The sequence below is a fragment of the Agathobacter sp. LCP21S3_B2 genome (assembly GCF_052118705.1).
GTDB lineage: Bacteria > Bacillota > Clostridia > Lachnospirales > Lachnospiraceae > Roseburia.
Window position 1 is genome coordinate 52,133 of sequence record NZ_JBQKGQ010000006.1, and the last position, 22,579, is coordinate 74,711.

Annotated in this window: 25 protein-coding genes; all 25 read left to right on the top strand. The window is 44.3% G+C overall.

The genetic code is table 11. From position 1 onward, the window contains the following. Positions 1-53: 53 nt before the first annotated feature. The 25 genes from thiD to ACTQ1L_RS05975 all read left to right on the top strand — a co-directional run bounded on the left by thiD (position 54) and on the right by ACTQ1L_RS05975 (position 22,568). Entirely contained in the window at positions 54-845 is a 792-nt protein-coding gene (gene thiD / locus ACTQ1L_RS05855; protein WP_441365942.1) for a bifunctional hydroxymethylpyrimidine kinase/phosphomethylpyrimidine kinase, read from the top strand. A 140-nt stretch (positions 846-985) separates the two neighbouring features. Next, positions 986-2,296: a phosphomethylpyrimidine synthase ThiC gene (thiC, locus tag ACTQ1L_RS05860; protein WP_441365944.1), complete on the top strand. Its 1,311-nt coding sequence runs from the start codon at positions 986-988 to the stop codon at positions 2,294-2,296. A gap of 159 nt (positions 2,297-2,455) precedes the next feature. Beyond that, entirely contained in the window at positions 2,456-2,986 is a 531-nt protein-coding gene (gene thiW / locus ACTQ1L_RS05865; RefSeq protein ID WP_154268963.1) for an energy coupling factor transporter S component ThiW, read from the top strand. A 344-nt stretch (positions 2,987-3,330) separates the two neighbouring features. Next, on the top strand, positions 3,331-4,182 hold the full coding sequence (locus ACTQ1L_RS05870; protein ID WP_441365946.1) for a Rossmann-like and DUF2520 domain-containing protein: 852 nt from the start codon (positions 3,331-3,333) through the stop codon (positions 4,180-4,182). Between the two features lie 56 nt (positions 4,183-4,238). After that, positions 4,239-5,066 (top strand): 3-methyl-2-oxobutanoate hydroxymethyltransferase, encoded by an 828-nt coding sequence (gene panB, locus ACTQ1L_RS05875; RefSeq protein WP_055062160.1) that lies wholly within the window; start codon positions 4,239-4,241, stop codon positions 5,064-5,066. Positions 5,067-5,114: 48 nt separating this feature from the next. After that, on the top strand, positions 5,115-5,954 hold the full coding sequence (gene panC / locus ACTQ1L_RS05880) for a pantoate--beta-alanine ligase (RefSeq protein ID WP_321110223.1): 840 nt from the start codon (positions 5,115-5,117) through the stop codon (positions 5,952-5,954). A gap of 36 nt (positions 5,955-5,990) precedes the next feature. Next, a complete protein-coding gene (panD, locus tag ACTQ1L_RS05885; protein WP_012743323.1) occupies positions 5,991-6,386 on the top strand; it encodes an aspartate 1-decarboxylase in 396 nt (131 codons plus the stop codon). 80 nt (positions 6,387-6,466) lie between these two features. Beyond that, complete coding sequence (locus ACTQ1L_RS05890) at positions 6,467-7,456, top strand: aldo/keto reductase (RefSeq protein ID WP_441365949.1); 990 nt, start codon at positions 6,467-6,469, stop codon at positions 7,454-7,456. Positions 7,457-7,476: 20 nt separating this feature from the next. Beyond that, the gene (locus tag ACTQ1L_RS05895; RefSeq protein WP_441365950.1) at positions 7,477-7,995 is read left to right on the top strand and encodes a CRISPR-associated endonuclease Cas3''; all 519 of its coding nucleotides are present in this window, start codon (positions 7,477-7,479) and stop codon (positions 7,993-7,995) included. A 143-nt stretch (positions 7,996-8,138) separates the two neighbouring features. Then, positions 8,139-8,510 (top strand): GntR family transcriptional regulator, encoded by a 372-nt coding sequence (locus ACTQ1L_RS05900; protein WP_441365952.1) that lies wholly within the window; start codon positions 8,139-8,141, stop codon positions 8,508-8,510. Positions 8,511-8,512: 2 nt separating this feature from the next. Further along, positions 8,513-9,379, top strand: coding sequence for an ATP-binding cassette domain-containing protein (locus ACTQ1L_RS05905; RefSeq protein WP_441365954.1), 867 nt, complete (start codon positions 8,513-8,515; stop codon positions 9,377-9,379). Then, a complete protein-coding gene (locus ACTQ1L_RS05910; protein WP_441365956.1) occupies positions 9,376-10,026 on the top strand; it encodes an ABC-2 transporter permease in 651 nt (216 codons plus the stop codon). The genes ACTQ1L_RS05905 and ACTQ1L_RS05910 overlap by 4 nt, the downstream gene beginning before the upstream one ends. 23 nt (positions 10,027-10,049) lie before the next feature. Then, positions 10,050-10,181, top strand: coding sequence for a hypothetical protein (locus ACTQ1L_RS05915; RefSeq protein WP_441365958.1), 132 nt, complete (start codon positions 10,050-10,052; stop codon positions 10,179-10,181). A gap of 72 nt (positions 10,182-10,253) precedes the next feature. Then, positions 10,254-10,766 carry a hypothetical protein gene (locus tag ACTQ1L_RS05920; protein ID WP_441365959.1) on the top strand — a complete coding sequence of 171 codons (513 nt, stop codon included), beginning with the start codon at positions 10,254-10,256 and terminating at the stop codon, positions 10,764-10,766. A 169-nt stretch (positions 10,767-10,935) separates the two neighbouring features. Then, positions 10,936-11,868, top strand: a complete 933-nt coding sequence (pyrF, locus tag ACTQ1L_RS05925; protein WP_441365960.1) for an orotidine-5'-phosphate decarboxylase — start codon at positions 10,936-10,938, stop codon at positions 11,866-11,868. Positions 11,869-11,920: 52 nt separating this feature from the next. Continuing rightward, positions 11,921-12,781: a dihydroorotate dehydrogenase electron transfer subunit gene (locus ACTQ1L_RS05930; protein WP_055161603.1), complete on the top strand. Its 861-nt coding sequence runs from the start codon at positions 11,921-11,923 to the stop codon at positions 12,779-12,781. Beyond that, on the top strand, positions 12,781-13,689 hold the full coding sequence (locus tag ACTQ1L_RS05935) for a dihydroorotate dehydrogenase (RefSeq protein WP_012743303.1): 909 nt from the start codon (positions 12,781-12,783) through the stop codon (positions 13,687-13,689). The genes ACTQ1L_RS05930 and ACTQ1L_RS05935 overlap by 1 nt, the downstream gene beginning before the upstream one ends. Positions 13,690-13,718: 29 nt before the next feature. After that, positions 13,719-15,284, top strand: coding sequence for a Na+/H+ antiporter NhaC family protein (locus ACTQ1L_RS05940; protein ID WP_441365961.1), 1,566 nt, complete (start codon positions 13,719-13,721; stop codon positions 15,282-15,284). Positions 15,285-15,585: 301 nt separating this feature from the next. Then, on the top strand, positions 15,586-16,521 hold the full coding sequence (gene cysK / locus ACTQ1L_RS05945) for a cysteine synthase A (protein WP_015517336.1): 936 nt from the start codon (positions 15,586-15,588) through the stop codon (positions 16,519-16,521). 67 nt (positions 16,522-16,588) lie between these two features. Continuing rightward, positions 16,589-17,608, top strand: a complete 1,020-nt coding sequence (locus tag ACTQ1L_RS05950) for a sulfate ABC transporter substrate-binding protein (RefSeq protein ID WP_321111962.1) — start codon at positions 16,589-16,591, stop codon at positions 17,606-17,608. Then, a complete protein-coding gene (gene cysT, locus ACTQ1L_RS05955; RefSeq protein WP_015517338.1) occupies positions 17,589-18,467 on the top strand; it encodes a sulfate ABC transporter permease subunit CysT in 879 nt (292 codons plus the stop codon). Before ACTQ1L_RS05950 ends, cysT begins: the two co-directional genes overlap by 20 nt. Positions 18,468-18,522: 55 nt before the next feature. Next, the gene (locus ACTQ1L_RS05960; RefSeq protein WP_015517339.1) at positions 18,523-19,377 is read left to right on the top strand and encodes a sulfate ABC transporter permease; all 855 of its coding nucleotides are present in this window, start codon (positions 18,523-18,525) and stop codon (positions 19,375-19,377) included. A 72-nt stretch (positions 19,378-19,449) separates the two neighbouring features. Then, the gene (locus ACTQ1L_RS05965; protein ID WP_441365965.1) at positions 19,450-20,511 is read left to right on the top strand and encodes an ABC transporter ATP-binding protein; all 1,062 of its coding nucleotides are present in this window, start codon (positions 19,450-19,452) and stop codon (positions 20,509-20,511) included. A gap of 52 nt (positions 20,512-20,563) precedes the next feature. Next, the gene (locus tag ACTQ1L_RS05970; RefSeq protein WP_306772586.1) at positions 20,564-22,270 is read left to right on the top strand and encodes an adenylyl-sulfate reductase subunit alpha; all 1,707 of its coding nucleotides are present in this window, start codon (positions 20,564-20,566) and stop codon (positions 22,268-22,270) included. Continuing rightward, positions 22,254-22,568, top strand: coding sequence for a 4Fe-4S dicluster domain-containing protein (locus tag ACTQ1L_RS05975; RefSeq protein ID WP_118369462.1), 315 nt, complete (start codon positions 22,254-22,256; stop codon positions 22,566-22,568). The genes ACTQ1L_RS05970 and ACTQ1L_RS05975 overlap by 17 nt, the downstream gene beginning before the upstream one ends. Positions 22,569-22,579: the final 11 nt, after the last annotated feature.

The following is a 22,579-nucleotide window of genomic DNA, read 5'->3' on the forward strand; positions in this document are numbered from 1 at the left end:
AGATACTGAACAGTCACGAGAAATCACAACATTCAGTAGAAAGGAGCGTAAATATGCATACAGCACTTACAATTGCGGGAAGCGATTCAAGCGGTGGCGCAGGTGTGCAGGCTGATTTAAAGACCATGCTTGCAAACGATGTGTTTGGCGAGAGTGTCATCACAGCACTCACGGCACAAAACACCATGGGAGTTGATGCGGTGATGAATGTACCGGCTGATTTTATCGAGGCACAGATGAAGGCTGTTTTTACGGATATTTTTCCGGATGCGGTGAAAATCGGTATGACATCATCGGTAGATACAATTGAGGCGATTGCCGTAGGACTTGTAAAATATAAGGCAAAAAACATAGTTCTGGACCCGGTGATGGTCGCTACAAGCGGAAGCAGGCTGCTTGAAGAAAATGCAGCAAACACTCTGATGGAGAAGCTTTTTCCACTGGCTGACATCATCACGCCAAATATCCCTGAGCTTGAGGTGATATCAGGCAGACAGATTGAAAGCACAGATGACATCATAGAGGCATCAAAGGCTATTTATGATAAATACGGCTGTCCGGTTTTGAGCAAGGGAGGCCATTTTACGGACACAGCATGTGTGTGCGACTATTTATGGGATGGTAAGCGAGTCATTACATTTGAGACAAAAAGAGTGGACAATCCCAACTCACACGGCACAGGCTGCACGCTTTCATCAGCGATAGCCAGCGGTCTGGCAAAGGGACAGTCGCTTGAGCAGGCTGTGGATAACGGCAAGAAATATGTTACAGCATGTTTAAAAGCCATGCTTGATCTGGGGCACGGCAGCGGTCCTATGAATCATGGAGCATTAATTTTGCAATAAATAATAGCAACTATTCAGATTCACTTAGAACAAAAAGCTGATGCGTCGTGCTTGCATATAAGTGGCAGATTTTTGTTCACAAGGAGGTCCGAATAATTACTAATTAATAAGACTAATAACAATAAGAACAGGAGAGTACAATGAGTAATTACACAACACAGATGGATGCCGCAAGAAAGGGCATCGTAACACCTGAAATTGAAAAGGTAGCAAAGAAAGAGAAGATGGATGTAGACAAGCTGATGGAGCTTGTTGCAAGCGGAAAGGTAGCTATTCCTGCAAACAAGCATCACAAGTCACTTGATGCAGAGGGTGTTGGAAGCATGCTTCGCACAAAAATCAATGTAAACCTCGGAGTCTCAAGAGACTGCAAGGACTATGATGTGGAGATGCAGAAGGTCATGAGCGCTGTAAAGCTTGGAGCGGAGGCTATCATGGATCTTTCAAGCCATGGTAACACACAGCCATTCAGACAGAAGCTCACAAGCGAATGTCCTGCAATGATAGGAACAGTGCCTGTTTATGACAGCGTAATCCATTATCAGCGTGATCTTGCGACACTTACAGCACAGGATTTTGTCGATGTAGTCAGACTCCATGCTGAGGATGGAGTAGACTTCGTCACACTTCACTGCGGAATCACAAGAAAAACCATAGACCAGATTAAAAAGCATAAGCGTAAGATGAATATTGTAAGCCGTGGAGGAAGCCTTGTCTTTGCATGGATGTGCATGACAGGAGAGGAAAATCCATTCTACGAGCACTATGATGAGATACTTGAAATCTGTGAGGAGCACGATGTGACAATCTCACTCGGAGATGCCTGCAGACCGGGATGCCTGGCAGATGCAACAGATGTATGCCAGATAGAGGAGCTTGTAAGACTTGGAGAGCTCACAAAGCGTGCATGGGATCACAACGTACAGGTCATGGTAGAGGGACCGGGACATGTGCCGCTTGATCAGGTAGCAGCAAACATGAAGGTACAGCAGTCAATCTGTATGGGAGCACCATTCTATGTACTTGGACCTCTCGTAACAGATATCGCACCGGGCTATGACCACATCACAGCAGCAATCGGTGGAGCTGTGGCAGCGATGAACGGCGCAGCCTTCCTGTGCTACGTGACACCTGCTGAGCATCTTGCTCTTCCAAATGTGGAGGATACAAAGCAGGGCATCATCGCCTCAAAGATTGCAGCTCATGCAGCCGACATCGCAAAGGGAATACCGGGAGCCAGAGATATAGATGATAAGATGGCAGATGCCAGACGTGCGCTCGACTGGGATGCACAGTTTGCATGTGCGCTTGATCCTGATACAGCTAAGGCTATCAGGGATGACCGTCTTCCGGAGGATGACCACAGCGAGGCATGCAGTATGTGCGGTAAGTTCTGTGCAGTGCGAAGCATGAACAAGGCACTTGCAGGAGAGTATATTGATATATTATAACTATTCAGTACAGAAAATGCGGTATTGCATATTTCGTAAGAAAACGTATATTATGTAGGAGCAAGCACCCATCAGCGCAGCTGATTCTAATGCGCTTGTGACTCGCAACTGTGAAGGTACAAAACAGTTACGATATACTTTAAGGTGAGGCAGTAAGTAATGGAAAGTAAAAAGAATATTAAAAAATCAACTATTTCAATCAGAAAGCTTGCCATGGCAGGAGTGCTTGTGGCAGTTGCCGTAGCAGGAAGCTTAATAAGCTTTCCTGTTGCCGGCAGCAAATGTGCACCCATACAGCACATGGTAAATATATGCGCAGCAGTATTTTTAGGACCAGTATGGGGTGTCGGTGTGGCATTTTGTGCGAGTGTCATCAGAAACCTGACAGGGCTTGGAAGCCTCATGGCATTCCCGGGAAGCATGGTAGGTGCACTGTGCTGTGGACTGATGTACAGATTCAGCAAAAAAATCATACCGACATGTGTCGCAGAGGCGCTAGGTACAGGCATACTAGGAGGTCTTGCAGCGTATCCGCTTGCAAAATATGTGATGCTCATTCAGCCGGAAGGCATGTTTATATACATAGTGCCATTCCTTATCTCTACAGTGGCCGGAAGCATAGTTGCAGCAATTGTCATGCTGATTCTTAAGAAAAATGGCGCACTGGCAGCATTTAAGGGGAATCTGTAGAGATAGTTTAAGACTAATTCAGAAACGTTATATTATAAAAGCCTTAATTGTTACTAAAAGTTAATCAATTTTGGATTGTTAAATAATAGTCAATGTGGTATAGTTTTCTTCGAACGGTATTCGAAGGAAACTGTATCATGGAGGATGTGTTGTCACCTTATGACAGAGCATATCCGGCAGACACAAGGAGCCTAAAGGCACATTGCTGCATCAGAATATGAAGCAGACAGCAAAGTGACAGGCGCGCACAGGATAAATCGACCGCTGCCATACGGCATATGGCGGAGATTATATCGGCTGCGATATAAGGAATGGTCTGACCGGCTTGGAAAGAAGGTGGTAGCATGAAAATAGGCATAATCGGCGCAGGCAGAGTGGGCTGTTCTATAGGTAAATACCTAAGGACAAAGGACATAGAGCTTGCAGGCTATTATGACGTGGATTCTGTGGCAGCTAAGGAGGCTGCGGAGTTTACAAGGACAGAGAGCTTTGATTCGCTAAAGCAACTGGCGGATCAATCACAGATTATATTTATCACCACACCGGATTCATTTATTATACCGGTTTGGGAACAATTAAAAGAGCTGTCTCTAAGGAATCAGATTATATGTCATTGCAGTGGCGCATTATCATCCGATTCATTTTCCGGAAGGGAGAGCATGAGTGTATCATGCTGTTCAATTCATCCAATGTTACCGTTCAGTAACAGATTTTCATCATATGAGCAATTAAATAAAGCATTTTTCACAGTGGAAGGGCAGGATGCTGCGGTTGAAGCAATATCCGGGCTGTTTTGTTCTATTGGAAATGAGGTATGTCGCATCGATGGTGCTAAAAAGGCAAAATACCATGCAGCGGCGAGCATTCTGAGCAATCAGGTGATTGCTGTTCTTGACATGGGTTACACTCTTTTGGAGGACTGCGGCTTTACAAGGGCTGAGGCGGTAAGAGCCACAGGTCAGCTTGTGATGCGCAATATCGAAAATGTACTTGAAGCAGGCTGTGACGGCGCACTGACCGGGCCAATCGAGAGAAACGATATTGAAACAGTGAAAAAACATATCGCATGTATGCAAAATGACGATAGTGACGATGTCAGCTTGTACAAAATGCTTGGTACAAAACTGGCAAATATTGCTGAAAAAAAGAATCATGATAAGGATTACACTCAGATGATGGAATTGCTAAGAGGCTGACAATACCGTGAATATTAAAAAAACGGATTGCTGCAGAAAGACAGAGGGATTGGACAATGAAAAATACAGTAGTAACTTTTAAACAGGCAAAGGAAAAGGGTGAGAAGCTCACGATGCTCACAGCATATGATTATTCTACAGCAAAGCTCATAGACGAGGCCGGAATCAATGCGATTTTAGTAGGAGATTCTCTCGGCATGGTGGTGCTTGGCTATGAGGATACACTTTCAGTGACTATGGAGGATATGATTCATCACAGCGCGGCTGTTTCAAGAGGAATAAAGGACACACTGCTTATTACAGATATGCCTTTTATGTCATATCAGACATCGGTTTATGATGCAGTGGTCAATGCAGGACGACTCGTGAAGGAAGGCCATGCGCAGGCTGTAAAGCTTGAGGGTGGCAGGGAGGTATGTCCACAGATAAAGGCTATCGTGGATGCGTCAATTCCGGTATGTGCACATTTAGGGCTTACACCACAGTCAGTAAACGCATTTGGCGGCTTCAAGGTGCAGGGCAAGGGTGAAGAGGCAGCACAGAAGCTCCTTGACGAGGCTCGCGCAGTCGAGGAGGCAGGAGCTTTTGCAGTGGTGCTCGAGTGTGTGCCAAAGGCACTTGCCAAAAAAATCACAGAGAGCATAAGCATACCGACAATCGGTATCGGAGCGGGAGCAGACTGTGACGGACAGGTGCTCGTATATCAGGATATGCTTGCCATGTATGCAAACATGAAACCGAAATTTGTAAAGCAGTTTGCACAGGTTGGAAAAGAGATGAATGAGGCATTCACAGCTTACAAAAAGGCTGTTGAGGAGGGAAGCTTCCCGGGTGAGGAGCATACCTTTAAGATGGATGAGACAATAATTGACAAACTGTATTAGTATAGAAAATTGTATCGAAAATAGTAACGAAGAATAAGGAGACATAAAATGTTAATATACGAACAAATTAAACAGGTAAGAGAAGCGGTAAAGGAATGGAAGAAGGAGGGGAAAAGTGTAGGCTTTGTACCTACAATGGGCTACCTCCACGAGGGACACAAGAGCTTAATTGATGCGGCAAGACGCGAAAATGACAAGGTTGTAGTGAGCATTTTTGTAAATCCAATGCAGTTTGGCCCTACAGAGGATTTAGACAGCTATCCACGCGATTTAAACAGGGATGCAAAGCTTTGCGAGGATGCAGGAGTTGACATTATTTTCCATCCTGAGGCTGAGGAGATGTATGCAGACGGCTTCTGCTCATATGTGGATATGAATGGCCTCACAACTGAGCTTTGTGGAAAAACAAGACCTATACATTTCAGAGGTGTGCAGACAGTTGTCCTGAAGCTGTTTCACATTGTGACACCTGACCGCGCATACTTTGGACAAAAGGATGCACAGCAGCTTGCAGTCATAAAGCGCATGGTAAAGGATTTAAATGTTGACACCGAAATCATCGGCTGCCCAATCATCCGTGAGGAGGATGGACTGGCAAAGAGCTCAAGAAACACATATCTGAGCGCAGATGAAAGACAGGCAGCGCTTGTACTTAGCAGAAGCTTAAAAATCGGAAAGCAGCTCGTAGAGGATGGCGAGAAGAGTGCAAAGGTGGTAAAAGATGCAATCACAGCAGAGATAAACAAGGAGCCGCTTGCAAGAATTGATTATGTAGATGTGGTTGATTTTGACACAATCACACCGGTTGACGAGATCAAGGGAACAACACTCGTGGCAATCGCTGTATATATCGGAAAGACAAGGCTGATTGATAATTTTATCGCGTAACCGGACAGAAACGATTATTGAAAAGAGGTACAAACAATGAATTATACAATGCTTAAAGGCAAAATACACAGAGCAGTGGTCAAGCAGGCTGACCTAAACTACGTGGGAAGCATCACTGTAGATACAAAGCTGCTTGAGGCAGCAGGCATCTTGGAGTATGAGATGGTCCAGATTGTCGATGTGGAAAACGGAAACAGATTCGAGACCTACACTATCGCAGGAGAGCCGGGATCAGGCATGATATGCTTAAACGGCGCAGCAGCCAGACAGGTTGCAGTCGGTGACCATGTCATACTCATGTGCTATGCGCAGATGACACCTGAGGAAGCAAAGGAGCATCATCCGAAGGTTGTGTTTGTGGATGATGAAAACAAGATAGCGCGTGTGACAAATTATGAGAAGCACGGAAAGCTGACGGAAGATTTTATTTAACAATAGAAAAATCAAGCCTGCTGTAGTATAATAATTTATTGGGTAAAACAAAATATCATGTATTTATGCGGGAGGTAAATATGTACACAGCAGACGAAAAGAGATATGACACAATGAGATATAACAGATGCGGCAGGAGCGGACTGAAGCTTCCTGTTGTATCGCTTGGCTTATGGCACAATTTCGGTGATTTTTCATCATATGACAACATGAAGCAGATGTGCTTCACAGCCTTTGACCACGGCATCACCCACTTTGACCTGGCAAACAACTATGGCCCTGAATACGGCAGCGCAGAGAAGCATTTCGGGCTTATCCTTAAGGAGCATCTGTCTGCATACCGCGACGAGCTCATCATCAGCTCAAAGGCAGGCTATGATATGTGGAAGGGTCCATACGGCAACTGGGGCAGCCGCAAGTATCTGATTGCAAGCCTTGATCAGAGTCTTAAGAGAATGGGACTCGACTATGTGGATATCTTCTATCATCACAGAATGGACCCTGAGACACCGCTTGAGGAGACAATGGGAGCACTCGACCAGATAGTAAGAAGCGGAAAAGCACTCTATGTCGGACTGTCAAATTATGATGGCGAGACAATGAAGAGAGCCTGCGAGATTCTTACTGATTTGAAATGTCCGTTTATCATCAACCAGAACTCATACAATATCTTCAACCGTACAATAGAGCAAAACGGCTTGAAGCAGGCAGCAAGAGAGTGCCAAAAGGGTATCATTTCCTTCAGTCCGCTCGCACAGGGCATGCTCACAGACCGTTATATAAACGGTATACCGGAGGATAGCCGTATAAAGACAGACGGCCGCTTTTTAAATCAGGAAAAGCTAGCTCCACACATCGAGCAGATTAAGAAGCTAAACGATATAGCTACAAAACGTGGTGAGACACTTGCACAGATGGCTCTTAAGTGGGTGGTAAAGGATAATGACGTGACAAGCGTGCTTGTCGGCGCTTCAAAGCCACAGCAGATTCTTGAAAACTTAAAGGTTATGGAGGGCACAGGCTTCTCTGAGGAAGAGCTTAGGATGATTGATGAGGTTGTGGGAGTGTAGAATTGAATCTGGTGATATAAATGGAATATATTGCGCATATAGAAGAAGAAAGAAAGCAAAGGCTTATTGATCATTTGGATGGAACTGCCAAATTAGCTGGAAAATTTGCAGAATCATTTGGAAAATATGAGTGGGGATATTGCATAGGTATGTTACATGATCTAGGTAAGTATTCCAAAGAATTTCAACATAGAATACAGTTTAATACGAATGACAGAGTAGACCATTCTACTGCTGGAATGAGATTATGTAATGAAAAAGGTGGATATTATTCTATATTACAATATGCTATTGCAGGACATCATTCTGGACTAATGGATTACTATAAGCTTGAAGAACGATATAGAAAATCAATATGTGATTATCAGGCATATAGGCATGAGGTAGAAATTCCGAAAATAAAAAGTGATCCTTTTGAGAGCTGTAAAACACAAAATCCTCATTTTTCAATGGGGAATTTACGGATTCGATCTTTTATAGTATGTTTACAGACAATCAATCAGAATAGGGAAATAGAAATGATACGCGCTTTCGGTTAGTCCGGGCGCGTATTTTTGTATGGTATAAAACACGTGTTGCACGTGAGTCGTAATAAATATGTAATTTAAAAACAATAAACAGTGTATAACAGTTGACAACAGTATAATGGTGTTATATACTGTTATATATGGAGGAACATAATATGCATATTATAATTAACAATTCATCCATGATCCCTTTGTATGAACAGATTATGGATCAGATTAAAGCTGCAATTGTAAGCGGAGAACTGGTTGAGAATACCGCTCTTCCATCGGTTAGAGTGCTGTCACGGGAACTTAAAATCAGTGCACTTACAGTGAAGAAAGCCTATGATTTTCTGGAAGAGGAAGGTTTTACCATTACGGTACATGGAAAGGGAACCTACGTGGCAGCTACCAATCAAGAACTGCTGAAAGAGGAACATCGTAAGGAGCTTGAGGCAAATCTGGAGCAGGCGGTGGAAAAGGGAAGAAGAAGTGGAATCAGTGATGAGGAAATCAGGGAATTATTTGAGATTATTATGGAGGAATAACTATGCTGAAAATTGATCATCTAGTCAAAAGATATGGAGCGTTCACTCTGGAATGTGACATGGAAATAAAGTCTGGATGTGTAACGGGACTGATTGGAAAAAACGGAGCCGGAAAGAGCACTGCTTTTAAGGCTGCACTTGGTTTGATCCGTACGGATGGTGGAAGCGTAAAAATTTTAGGAAAGCCAATTGAGCAGCTTACGGCAGCTGATCGCCAGGGAATTGGAGTAGTTATGGCCGATTCAGGCTTTAGCTCGTTTCTTTCGGTAAAAGATATCGCGATTATATTAGATAATATGTATGATAAGTTTGATAAGAGCGTATTTTTAGATGAATGTAGTCGTTCGGAACTGCCGTTTGATAAGAAAATCAAAGATTTTTCCACAGGAATGAAGGCAAAACTCAAGGTTCTGATTGCAATGAGCCATGAGGCATCCCTGTTGATTCTGGATGAGCCGACGGTGGGGCTGGATGTGGTGGCAAGAGATGAAATTCTTGATCTGCTGCGCAGATATATGGAGGAAGGGAACCGTTCTATTCTGATCAGCTCCCATATTTCATCTGATCTGGAGTCGCTGTGTGATGATCTCTATATGATCGATCATGGGAAGATTCTTCTGCACGAGGAGACGGATGTTCTTCTTAGCAGTTATGCGATGCTGAAGCTCAGCAAAGAACAGTACGAGAAGATAGATCGGCAATATCTGCTTCGGAGTAAGGAGGAGGCATATGGATATTCCTGTCTTACCAATGAGAAACAGTATTATGCAGAGAATTATCCGGATATTGTGATAGAAAAGGGCGGAATTGACGATTTGATCGTAATGATGGCAAATGGTGCGGAAATCAGGAAAGGAGCAATGAGATGAGAGGATTATTAGTAAAAGATTTACGGCAGATACTACAGCAAAAGAAATTTTTGGTGATTATGCTTTTGCTGGCATTCTTTCTGAATATGAACACGGACGGAAGCTTTGTGTTTGGGTATCTGACATTCGTAGGTGCCTTCCTGGTGCTGAACACTTTAAGTTACGATGAGTACGATAATACGTTGCCGTTTATATTTACACTTCCAGTGGAGCGTAAAACATATGCGATTGAAAAGTATGTGTTTGGGTTGCTGGTCTGCGGGACAGGCTGGTTGGTGGGACTTGTGGTTATGCTTGTTCAAAGTCTTTTTACAACGGGGGTGTCAGTGAGGGAAATTCTGATTGTCTGTCCGATTTTTATTCCACTCTTTATGCTGATGTTGTCCGTTATGATACCATTTCCGTTGATCTTTGGACGGGAAAAGGGAACTATTGTAATGATGGTTGTTATGAGTGCGTGTATCGCCATTGTATATTTATGTGATCGTTTTTTGGGTACACGTGGAATGTCTTTGGGTCAGTTGCTGGATTCCTTGTCGGGCATGAAGCTTGGAATGCTTGAACTTCTGGCCTTTGGTGTGGCACTGCTTGTGCTTGGCATATCCTGCAGTGCCAGCGTGGCCGCAATGAAAAATAAGGAATTGTAGCACGATTAACTTTTGAAAAAGTAATGTATAGCAATTATAATAAAAACGTAACTGATATGGAGTATGATGCCATCATCAAAACTGCATATGAGGAAAATCCACTTCCTGAAACTCCTGCTAAAAAGCGAGGTCGCAAGAAAAAAGCAAAGTATTAAATTTGAGCTGCAGACTGGACAATTACAAGGAATCAGACTGAAACTTACGAGGCTCTCAAGGTTTATATTCAAATGAATATGGATGGTCTAAAAGATGCCGTGATTAAAATGCTTGCCGGTGAAAGTGAGAAAATAAATACAGGCACATTTGAAAATGACATGACATCATTTGCCACAAAGGATGATGTGCTTACACTTTTAGTACATCTTGGCTACCTGACATATGATAGTGAGACGGAAGAGGTTTCAATTCCAAATCGAGAGGTGTCAAAGGAATATCTTAATGCAATTAGTACAATGGATTGGGATGAAGTATCAAAATCAATAAAAGCATCACAAAAATTGCTTGAGAGTTTGTGGAATATGAATGGTGCTGCGGTTGCTGACGGAATTGATAAGGCACATAATGAGATATCTATTTTACGGTATAATGATAAGAATGTTGATGGTGCCATTTCACAGTTAAAGTCGAGACAGTATGTGGAAGCCTTGAAGGATTATAAGGGTAATTTGCTTCTTGTTGGAATAAATTACGATAAAAAGACAAAAGAACATCTGTGTGAGATAGAAAAATGGAAGCTGTAAAGGTGAAATTAGCAGGGAGTATAGCAACAATTAATGCTATACTCCCTGCTATTATATTTTTGGTTGCAAGAATTTAGTTTATACTATAAAATATTTATAACTGTATGCAGATATTTAATAATCACAATAACTGTCTGTATAATAAAATACGCATAAAGAGGACGAAAGAATGATCAACAAATTAGTAGACAAAATCAAGAAAACAAACGCACCTATCGTAGTAGGGCTCGACCCGATGCTTTCATATGTGCCTGAGCACATTACAAAGAAGGCATTTGATGAGCTTGGAGAGACACCGGCCGGTGCAGCGGAGGCTATTTGGCAGTACAACAAGGCTATTGTGGATGCCACATATGACCTGATTCCGGCTGTAAAGCCACAGATTGCCATGTATGAGCAGTTTGGAGTGGAGGGCCTTAAGGCATTCCAGAAGACAGTGGATTACTGTCACAAGAAGGATCTCGTGGTTATCGGAGATGTAAAACGTGGAGATATCGGCTCAACATCGGCTGCATACGCCACAGGACATCTCGGAAAGGTACAGATCGGCAGCAAGATCTATTCTACCTTTGATGAGGATTTTGCCACTGTCAATCCATACCTTGGAACAGACGGTATCAAGCCATTCGTAGATGTATGCAAGGAGGAGAAGAAGGGTATCTTCATTCTTGTAAAGACATCTAATCCATCAAGTGGAGAGTTTCAGGACCGTATGATTGACGGACGCCCATTATATGAGTGGGTAGGTGAGAAGGTTGCAGAGTGGGGAGCTGACTGCATGGGTGATTCATACAGCTATGTAGGTGCGGTTGTCGGTGCAACATACCCTGAGCAGGGTAAGATTCTTCGTAAGGTAATGCCAAAGAGCTTCATCCTCGTACCGGGCTACGGCGCACAGGGAGGCAAGGGTGCAGACCTTGTTCATTTCTTCAATGAGGACGGACTTGGTGCAATTGTCAATTCATCACGTGGAATCATCTGCGCATACAAGCAGGATAAGTATAAGGATATGGGCATCACAGCAGAGAATTTTGCAGATGCATCACGCAAGGCTGTTGAGGATATGATTGAGGATATCTCAGGAGCACTTGCAAATCGTTAATAAGTTATTCAGAAAGCTTAAATATATTAACAAACGAAACCAGGGAGATAAAATGGCAGAGAAATTTGAGGAGATTGCAGTTGTAGTTGACCAGAGCTCACTCGGCAATGGCATCTACGACCTCACACTTAAGACAGACAAAATTGCAAAGGCAGCAAAGGCGGGACAGTTTGTATCGGTTTACTCAAACGACAAGAGTAAGCTGCTTCCGCGTCCGATAAGCCTTTGCGGCATAAACAGAGATGATGACACAATTCGTCTCGTGTACCGTGTGACAGGTGAAGGCACGGGAACAGAGGAGTTTTCAAAGCTTGTAAGGGGCGATAAGGTAAGGATTTTAGGACCTCTTGGAAACGGCTTTACAGTACAGCCGGGAAAGAAGGCATTTCTTATCGGAGGAGGAATCGGAGTGCCGCCTATGCTGCAGCTTGCCAAGGATATAAATGCAGGCATTGTGCAGACATCAGGTGAAGAAAAAAATTCGGGACAGGCAGCAATGGAAGGTGCAGAAATTAAAACAGCAGTATGCGATATGAACATCGTCATGGGCTATCGCGATGAGAATACCTTCCTGCTCGATGAGTTTAAGGAACAGGCAGCTTCCTTTGTAGCTACAGAGGACGGCAGTGTCGGCACAAAGGGCAATGTCATTGATGCAATAAAGGAGAATGCTCTTGAGGCAGACGTGATTTATGCATGTGGACCTATGCCTATGCTTCGTGCACTCAAGGCTTACGCTGCAGAGCATGATATGGACTGCTTTATATCAATGGAGGAGCGCATGGCATGTGGAATCGGTGCATGCCTTGCGTGCGTATGCAAAACAAAGGACAAGGATGCCCACAGCAATGTAAACAACAAGCGTATATGCAAAGAGGGACCTGTTTTTGATGCGAAGGAGGTGGAGCTGTAATGAGTAATATGTCAGTAAATGTGGCCGGTGTTGAGTGGAAAAATCCTGTTACAGTTGCATCCGGCACATTCGGCTCCGGTGCAGAGTACAGCGAGTTTGTTGATTTAAACAGACTTGGTGCAGTCACTACAAAGGGTGTTGCGAATAAGCCGTGGGAGGGTAATCCTACACCGAGAGTAGCAGAGGTGTACGGCGGCATGCTCAATGCAGTCGGACTTCAAAATCCCGGCATCGAGCTTTTCTGCAAGAGGGATATTCCTTTTTTAAAGCAGTTTGATACAAGGATTGTGGTAAATGTCTGCGGTCATTCGCTTGACGAGTATCTTGATGTGGTAAAGCGTCTTGCGGATGAGCCTATTGATATGATGGAAATAAATATCTCATGCCCTAATGTTAAGGAGGGCGGAATTGCCTTCGGAACAGATCCAAAGGGTGTTGAGACAATCACAAGCGAGATTAAAAAATATGCAAAGCAGCCTGTTATCATGAAGCTTTCTCCAAATGTCACAAGTATTGCAGAGATAGCAAGGGCGGCAGAGGCCGGTGGAGCTGATGCGGTTTCGCTCATCAATACAATTACAGGTATGAAGATTGATATAAACAGAAGAAGCTTTGTGTTAGCAAACAAGACAGGCGGCATGAGCGGTCCGGCGGTTCATCCGGTTGCAGTGCGCATGGTTTACGAGACAGCACATGCAGTCAATATTCCGATTATCGGAATGGGCGGTATCACAAATGCTGCCGATGCTATAGAGATGATACTTGCCGGAGCTACGGCTGTTTCAGTCGGCACAGCAAACTTTGTAAATCCAAAGACCACAGAGCAGATAGTGGATGGCATCGCAGAGTATATGGACAGGTATGGAGTAAAGGATATTTCAGAGCTTGTCGGCGCGGTTGACAGATAGAGCATAAGGGATAGACGGAGGAGAAAATAATGATTCTGGCAGCAGAATACGTGCCTTCTATGTATGCCACAGTCTGGGCACTTGTTCCACCTGTTGTGGCTATAGTTCTGGCACTTATCACAAAAGAGGTCTACAGCTCATTATTCGTTGGAATAGTGATTGGCGGACTGTTTTATGGAAATGCATTTCAGCCGGGTTTTTCGGCTGAGAGAACAGTGCTTCACATATTCGAGGACGGACTTGTTGGAGTGCTATCGGATTCGTACAATGTGGGAATATTGATATTTTTAGTCGTGCTTGGTGTTATGGTGAGCATGATGAACAAGGCAGGCGGCTCGGCGGCCTTTGGAGAGTGGGCGAGTGAGCACATAAAGACAAGGATTGGTGCCCAGCTTTCAGCTATAATGCTTGGAGTACTCATATTTATAGATGATTACTTCAACTGTCTGACAGTAGGAAGTGTGATGCGCCCTGTCACCGACAAGCATCAGGTTTCAAGAGCAAAGCTTGCATATCTGATAGATGCCACAGCAGCGCCTGTATGCATCATTGCACCTATATCATCGTGGGCAGCCGCGGTTACCGGCTTTGTAAAGGGAGAGGATGGCTTTTCTGTTTTCATAAAGGCCATTCCATACAATTACTATGCACTCTTTACTATTATCGCTATGGTGACACTTGTTGTTTTACAGGTAGATTTCGGTCCGATGGCAAAGCATGAAGCCAATGCCCAAAAGGGTGATTTGTTTACCACAGGAGACAGGCCGTATGCGGAGGCAAAGCAGGATGTTATAAAGGGCAAGGGGAAGGTTATAGACCTTGTATTTCCTGTTCTTGTGCTCATAATAAGCTGCATCATCGGAATGATATACACAGGAGGCTTTTTTGACGGAACAGGCTTCGTTGATGCGTTTGCAGGCAGCGATGCTTCAATCGGTCTTATGCTTGGAAGCTTTTTTGCGTTGATAATCACCATATGCTTTTACTCAATCAGAAGGGTACTAAGCTTTACGGATTGCTGTAATTCAATCCCTGAGGGCTTTAAGGCGATGGTACCTGCAATACTTATACTGACCTTTGCATGGACACTAAAGACCATGACAGAGAGCCTTGGCGCCAAGGAATTTGTCGCAGGCTTAGTGGGAGGAGTATCGGGACCACTGCTTGGACTGTTCCCGGCAATCATATTCCTGGTGGGAGCCTTCCTTGCCTTTGCAACAGGAACCTCATGGGGCACCTTCGGTATACTCATACCGATAGTAGTAAATATCTTCTCGGGAACAAACCATACGATGATGATTATCTCAATCTCAGCGTGCATGGCAGGTGCAGTATGCGGAGACCACTGCTCACCGATATCTGATACCACCATCATGGCATCGGCAGGAGCTCAGTGCAACCACATGAATCATGTATCCACACAGCTTCCGTACGCTGTGCTTGTGGCAGCCATATCATGCCTGACCTACATCATAGCAGGCTTTGTCAGAAATCCGGTAGTACCGTTTATAATAGGAGTGTTTATCCTGATTGGAACATTTGTCGGAATCAAGTATATCACTAGAACCGATAAAGCAAATGAACAGGCAGAGTAGCCAAAATGAGTTCTATTTTTCACAGACCTTGTGTCTGCGAATGATAGAACTCTTTTTTAATAGTAAATTCTATATCGGCGTGTCTTCTCATGCTGCGCAGTCGTCTATCTGCTATCAATAAAATTTATAGCCCGCTAACAAATATTAATAACCCTAATTACATTTACAAAAATATCAATTAGTGGTAACATATCAATAACTTAGAAATCATATTTGATTGGTAGGAAATCCTGACCATACAAACTAAGCTCAAACTCATAACATACTCAAAACAAACATTAACAAAAAAGAGGTAATATCAATGGCAAAAATTGCAAAGCAGCTCACTGAGCTGATAGGTCACACTCCGCTTCTGGAGCTGACCAATTATGAAAAAGCCCTTGGGCTTGAAGCAAAAATCATAGCAAAGCTGGAGTATTTCAATCCACTTGGAAGTGTAAAGGACAGGGTGGCGGCAGCTATGATAGAACAGGGCATAAAGGATGGAAAGATAAATCAGGACACAATAATCATAGAGCCGACAAGTGGCAATACCGGAATCGGACTTGCATTTGTGGCAGCCTCAAAGGGACTTCACCTGATACTTATCATGCCTGATACCATGAGCGTTGAGAGAAGAAAAATCGTCACAGCGCTTGGTGCAGAGATAAAGCTCACACCGGGGCGTGAGGGCATGAAGGGTGCAATTGATGAGGCGCAGAGACTTAAAGAGCATTATGGCAATGCCTTTATTCCACAGCAGTTTGAGAATCAGGCCAATCCGGATATCCACAGAGCTACAACCGCTCAGGAAATCTGGGAGGATACAGATGGAAAGGTAGATATCTTTGTATCATCTGTCGGAACAGGCGGCACCTGTACAGGCACCGGGCTTGGATTAAGAGACCATAATCCTGATGTAAGGATAGTAGCTGTTGAACCAAAGAGCTCACCGGTACTCTCAGGCGGAAGACCGGGGCCTCACAAGATACAGGGAATCGGTGCAGGCTTTATTCCAAAGGTCATGCGCATGGATATAGTGGATGAGGTGATTCCGGTGGAGAATGAGGCCGCTTTTGACAAGGCAAGAGAGGTTGCAAAGAGCGACGGACTTCTCGTTGGCATATCCTCAGGAGCAGCAATATATGCGGCAACAGAGCTTGCGAAAAGACCTGAGAACAAGGGAAAGAATATCGTGGTGCTGCTTCCGGATACAGGAGAAAGATACCTGTCCACACCGCTTTTTACAGTAAACTAATGGCATATAAACTGACGGCATAAGCTTGCTTTGCCGGAAACTGTAACATGAAAAATGAGAAACATACATGAGAAACATACATAAATATACGGCAGCCCTGCTGTCGACAGTGATGATTCTGTCGCTTCTTCTGACAGGCTGCTCAGGCAGGAAGGATGACGGCACAGTCACCATAACCAATGTGTCGTATGATCCGACACGAGAGTTTTACGAGAAATACAACAAAATATTCGAGTCTTACTATGAGAGCGAGCACGGCAAAAAGATAAATGTGATTCAGTCACATGGCGGCTCGGGAGCACAGGCGCGCTCGGTTGTGGAGGGCTGTAATGCAGATGTTGTCACACTGGCACTTGAGCATGACATAGACCTGATACAAAATACCGGCTTAATTGATAAGGGCTGGATTGATGAGTTTTCTGACAGCTCGGCACCATACACATCAACAATCGTTTTACTTGTAAGAAAGAGCAATCCAAAGCATATAAGTGACTGGGATGACCTGGTGAAAAAGAATGTGGATGTGATTACGCCTGATCCAAAGAGTAGTGGCGGAGCCTGCTGGAATTTTCTTGCGGCGCTAAGCTATGCGAAGACAAATTATGACAGCCTGAAGGAACAGAAATCGTTTATGAAGAAGCTGTATGAAAATGTCACAATTATGGATTCGGGTGCGAGAGGCTCAACAACCACATTTGTGGAAAACGGTCAGGGAGATGTGCTCATAGCGTGGGAAAACGAGGCACTTACGACCATGGATTCATATCCGGGCAAGTATGAGATAGTGAATCCGTCAGTCAGCATCTTAGCGCAGCCCTCTGTTGCTATTGTGGATGACAATGCAAAGAGCAACGGAACACAAGAGGTAAGCAAAGAATACCTACAGTATCTATACAGTGATGAGGCACAGCAGCTGATTGGCGAAAGCGGCTACAGACCAACCAATCAGGATATATTAAACCGGTTTTCCGACAAGTTTGATTTAAATATCAGGCTTTGGAGCATAGAGGATTACGGCGGATGGAATGAAGCCTACAAGACATATTTTGATGATGGAGCAATGTTCGATGAAATATACGGCAACTGATAAAACAGCAAAAGAGAAAACTAAATCAAAGAACATAAAGACCAGAGTCATACCGGGCTACCATCTTTCGCTTGGAATAGTGGTCACGATGCTTTCAGTCATCGTTCTCATTCCGTTAGCATCAGTGCTTGTGTATTCGCTAAAGATATCGCCGGGCGATTTTGTGGCACTTATCATGAAGGAGAATGTGAGGAATGCCTTTATCACAAGCATCACCTCATCATTTATCGCAGCAATCGTAAATGTGGTATTTGGACTCATCGTGGCATGGACGCTTGTAAAGTACGATTTTCCCGGGAAATGGCTGCTTGACGGACTTATAGAGCTTCCGTTTGCACTGCCGACAGCGGTTGCGGGCATCACGCTCTCAAAGCTGTACTCAGGCACAGGCTTTTTTGGTAAGGGTCTTGGCAAGCTTGGAATAGATGTAGCTTACACACAGGCAGGAATAGTTGTGGCACTTGTTTTTGTAGGCATTCCCTTCGTAATAAGAGCTGTACAGCCGGTGCTTGAAAAGATGGATAATACATATGAGGAGGCCGCTTATATGCTTGGCGCCACACCCTCTAAGACATTTTTTAAGGTAATACTTCCGGAGCTTCGCCCGGCACTCTTAACAGGCTTTGGTCTTGCCTTTGCCAGAGGCATAGGAGAGTATGGAAGCGTCATCTACATATCAGGCAACAGCGCCAGACATAGGACTCAGGTGGTATCATACGTCATCATGCAGAAGCTTAGCTATATAGATTATGCTAGCGCGACTGCCATAGCACTTGTGATGCTTGTCATATCATTTTTACTGCTGCTATTTGTAAACATAGTGCAGGTTAAACAGTCACAGCGCACTAATTTGTTGTAGAAGGCTGCATATAAATTAAATGCGATGCACACAAACAGGAAAGGAGCACAATGCGATGACCGAACAGGTAAAGCTTGAAAGAAGAAAAAAGATTACAAAGATAATACTCGTCACTGTCACGGTGCTCTTCATATTTGTCATGCTTGTAGTTCCGCTTTTTTCTGTGATGGCAAGTGCCTTAAAGGAGGGGCTTGGATTCTATCTGAAAGCTATCTCCACAAGCTACGTGCTTTCAGCACTCAAGGTGACTTTGATAGCAACAGTTTTTGCGGTAGTTATAAACACCTTCTTTGGAATATGGACAGCGTGGCTGTTGACCAGGTTTTCGTTTAAAGGAAAGCAAGTGCTTGCAACACTTATTGATATACCGTTTTCTATTTCTCCGGTCATCGTAGGACTTGCGTATCTTATGACCTTCGGACGGCTTGGGTGGTTTTATCCGGTTATCAGATGGTTCAATGAGATATTCGGCACGAATGTGAGAATCACCTTTGCAATACCGGGAGTTGTGCTTGCTACGATATTTGTCACGTTTCCGTATGTGTCAAGGGAAATCATACCGGTGCTCAATGCAGAGGGAAAGGATGAGGAAGAAGCCGCAGCGCTGATGGGAGCATCCGGCTTTACGATATTTCGGAAAATAACACTTCCGCAGATGAAGTGGAGCCTGATTTATGGAATCATACTCTGTACGGCGAGAGCCCTCGGTGAGTTCGGTGCGGTAAATGCGCTCTCGAAGACAAGAGGCGAGACATTTACACTGCCGCTTGAGATTGATGCCTTGTATATGTCTGGCACAGACAGCTCGATAACATCGGCATTTGCTGTATCGTCGATACTGTTAATTATTGCATTAATCATTCTTTTTGCAAGAAATATAGTTGAGCATAAATTTAAGAAATTACACTGAGATATATTTGGAAAATATGATTTACACTAATAAAATCTGCTGCATGGGAAAAGCAGGAAGGAGATAACGTATATGTACGTTGAGATGAAAAATATATACAAAAAATACGGGGACTTCCTGGCATCCGATAATGTGAGCTTTGGAGTGGAAAAGGGAAAGCTTGTGGCGCTGCTTGGTCCGTCCGGCAGTGGCAAGACAACACTTCTTCGTATGATAGCAGGTCTTGAGACGCCAAATTCAGGTGACATATATATAGATGGAAAGCGAGTGAATGATATTCCGGCCTCGAAGAGAGGCATAGGCTTTGTGTTTCAGAACTATGCGCTGTTTAGATACATGACAATATACGACAATGTGGCATTTGGGCTGGAGCTTCAGAAGATGCCGAAAAAGCTCATAAAGGAGCGTGTTACAAAGCTTCTTGAGATGACAGGCTTGTCAGGGCTTGAAAAGAGATATCCGAATCAGCTTTCCGGAGGACAGCGTCAGAGAGTGGCATTTGCAAGGGCGCTGGCGCCGAATCCACAGGTGCTTTTACTGGATGAGCCATTTGCCGCGATAGATGCAAAGGTGCGAGGTGAGCTTCGTACCTGGCTGAAGGAGCTGGTCGAAAAGCTTGGAATCACAAGCATTTTCGTCACACATGACCAGGATGAGGCTGTTGAGGTGGCAGATGAAATCATTATCACAAACCACGGCACGATAGAGCAGATGGGTACACCTCTTGAGATATACAAGTCGCCTGATACACCTTTTGTGGCGCAGTTTATAGGACACACCACAGTCGTTGAAAACTATGACAGGCTAAAGGGTTTTGACAGGATAGAAAATGCCGAAAAGGCGGTAATCAGACCTGAGTTTATCAAGATATCAAAGAGTGGCAACTTAGACCGCTATCAGTCAGCGGCAGAGGAGGGCATCGTTACAGATGTGGTATTCAGAGGAAACAGGATGGATATCACAGTCAGCATAAACGGCATCGAGGTGGTCGGCGAGCGCTCACTTGAAAAGGACCTGATAGCAGTCGGCGAGAAAGTACATGTGCTGATTTACAGGCTGTATATATTTGATGAAGAGAAAACATACCTGATGGAAAACAGCGAGATGCAGGAGCAGGATGTATTCTACATTTAGATACAAGAATAGTCTAAAGCCTGTGATTGAAAGAGGAAGCAGAGGGAGATATATGAAGATAGAAAACAAAAAAATCCTACACACGGACATCCTCATAATAGGAGGTGGCACGGCGGGCTGTTATGCAGCGCTCACCATCCGTGAGAAATCGGATTATTCGATTATAATTGCAGAGAAAGCGAACATAAAGCGAAGCGGATGCCTTGCAGCAGGTGTCAATGCGATAAATGCATACATAGTAAAGGGCAGAAAGCCTGAGGACTATGTAGACTACGCAAAAAAGGATGCTGACGGCATAGTAAGGGAAGACTTACTCATGACTATGTCAGAGGGCTTAAACCGTGTGACGGACAAGATGGAAAAGCTTGGACTTGTCATATTAAAGGATGAAAACGGTGAGTATGTAGCCAGAGGAAACCGTAATATCAAGATAAACGGCGAGAACATGAAGCCGCTTTTGGCAGAAGCTGTATCAAAGCTTACGGACTGTACAGTGATAAACAGAATCAATATCACGGACTATATAGTTGAGAACAACACCATAAAGGGTGCATACGGATTTTCAATCGAGGATGCGACAGCCTATGAAATCAGGGCTAAAAAGGTACTCTGTGCTACAGGCGGAGCGGCCGGTTTATACAGACCAAATAATCCGGGCTTTTCAAGGCACAAGATGTGGTATCCGCCGTTTAATACAGGCGCAGGATATGCGATGGGCATAAGAAGCGGAGCTGAGATGACCACCTTTGAGATGAGATTTATCGCACTCAGATGCAAGGACACAATCGCACCGACAGGAACAATTGCACAGGGAGTCGGGGCAAAGCAGGTCAATTCACTTGGAGAGGTTTACGAGACAAAATACGGCCTCACCACATCAGAGCGTGTATACGGAACGGTCATGGAAAATCTCGAGGGAAGAGGTCCTTGCTACTTAAGGACAGAGGGCATCTCTCCACAGCAGGATGAGTCATTAAGAAAGGCATATCTCAACATGGCACCAAGCCAGACACTCAAGTGGGTGGAGGCAGGTAAGAATCCAAGTGAGCAGAATGTGGAGATAGAGGGCACCGAGCCGTATATCGTAGGTGGGCACACAGCGAGCGGCTACTGGGTAAATACCGAGCGTGAGACTACAATCCACGGACTTTATGCCGCTGGAGATGTGGCAGGAGGATGTCCACAGAAATACGTTACAGGAGCCATGGTAGAGGGGGAAATCGCTGCGATAGATATGGTTTCAAAGCTAGATGCAGATACCTCCGATGGAAGTCCTGACACATCGGCATTTGATGAGAAAAAGGCGCTTGACGCAAAAGCTTCAGAGTACGACCATTTCCTCACTGAAAGGTCTCAGATGTTTACAACAGAGGCTATCGAGGAAGCCATGCAGAAGGTCATGGACAACTACGCAGGCGGTATTTCCACACATTATCAGTTCAACGGCAAGCAGCTTGCCCTGGCAAAGGAAAAGATAAATCATCTGATAGAGCTGACCGGTGATTTATATGCATCGGATATGCATGAGCTTATGTTCATATATGAGCTTAAGGAGAGGCTTACGGTATGTCTTTCGGTCATAGCACATCTTGGTGCGAGAAAGGAGACCAGATGGCACAGCTTTGCCGAGAATCTGGATTATCCCGACAAGAGTGATGACTGGATGAAATACGTCAATTCCAGATACGAAAACGGGCAGCTTCATATGATTTACAGAGAGCTTGTCGGAAGGGAGGCGCGTTATGAGCATAATGATTGATAAAGCAAAGTGTAAGGGCTGTGGCATGTGTACAAGTGTATGCCCCGGAAGCCTGATATATCAGGACTCAGAGCAAAAAGCCTTTATCAAATATCCTAAGGACTGCTGGGGCTGTGCCTCATGCATCAAGGAATGCCATTTTGGCGCTATTGCTCTTTATCTTGGAGCAGACATAGGAGGCATGGGAAGTCTCATGACAGTAAAAAGCACACCGGACACGCTGACCTGGGATATCAAAAAGCGCGACGGAAGCAAGGAAGAGATTCTTATCAACAAGAAGGAATCCAATAAATATTAAAGAAAAGGATG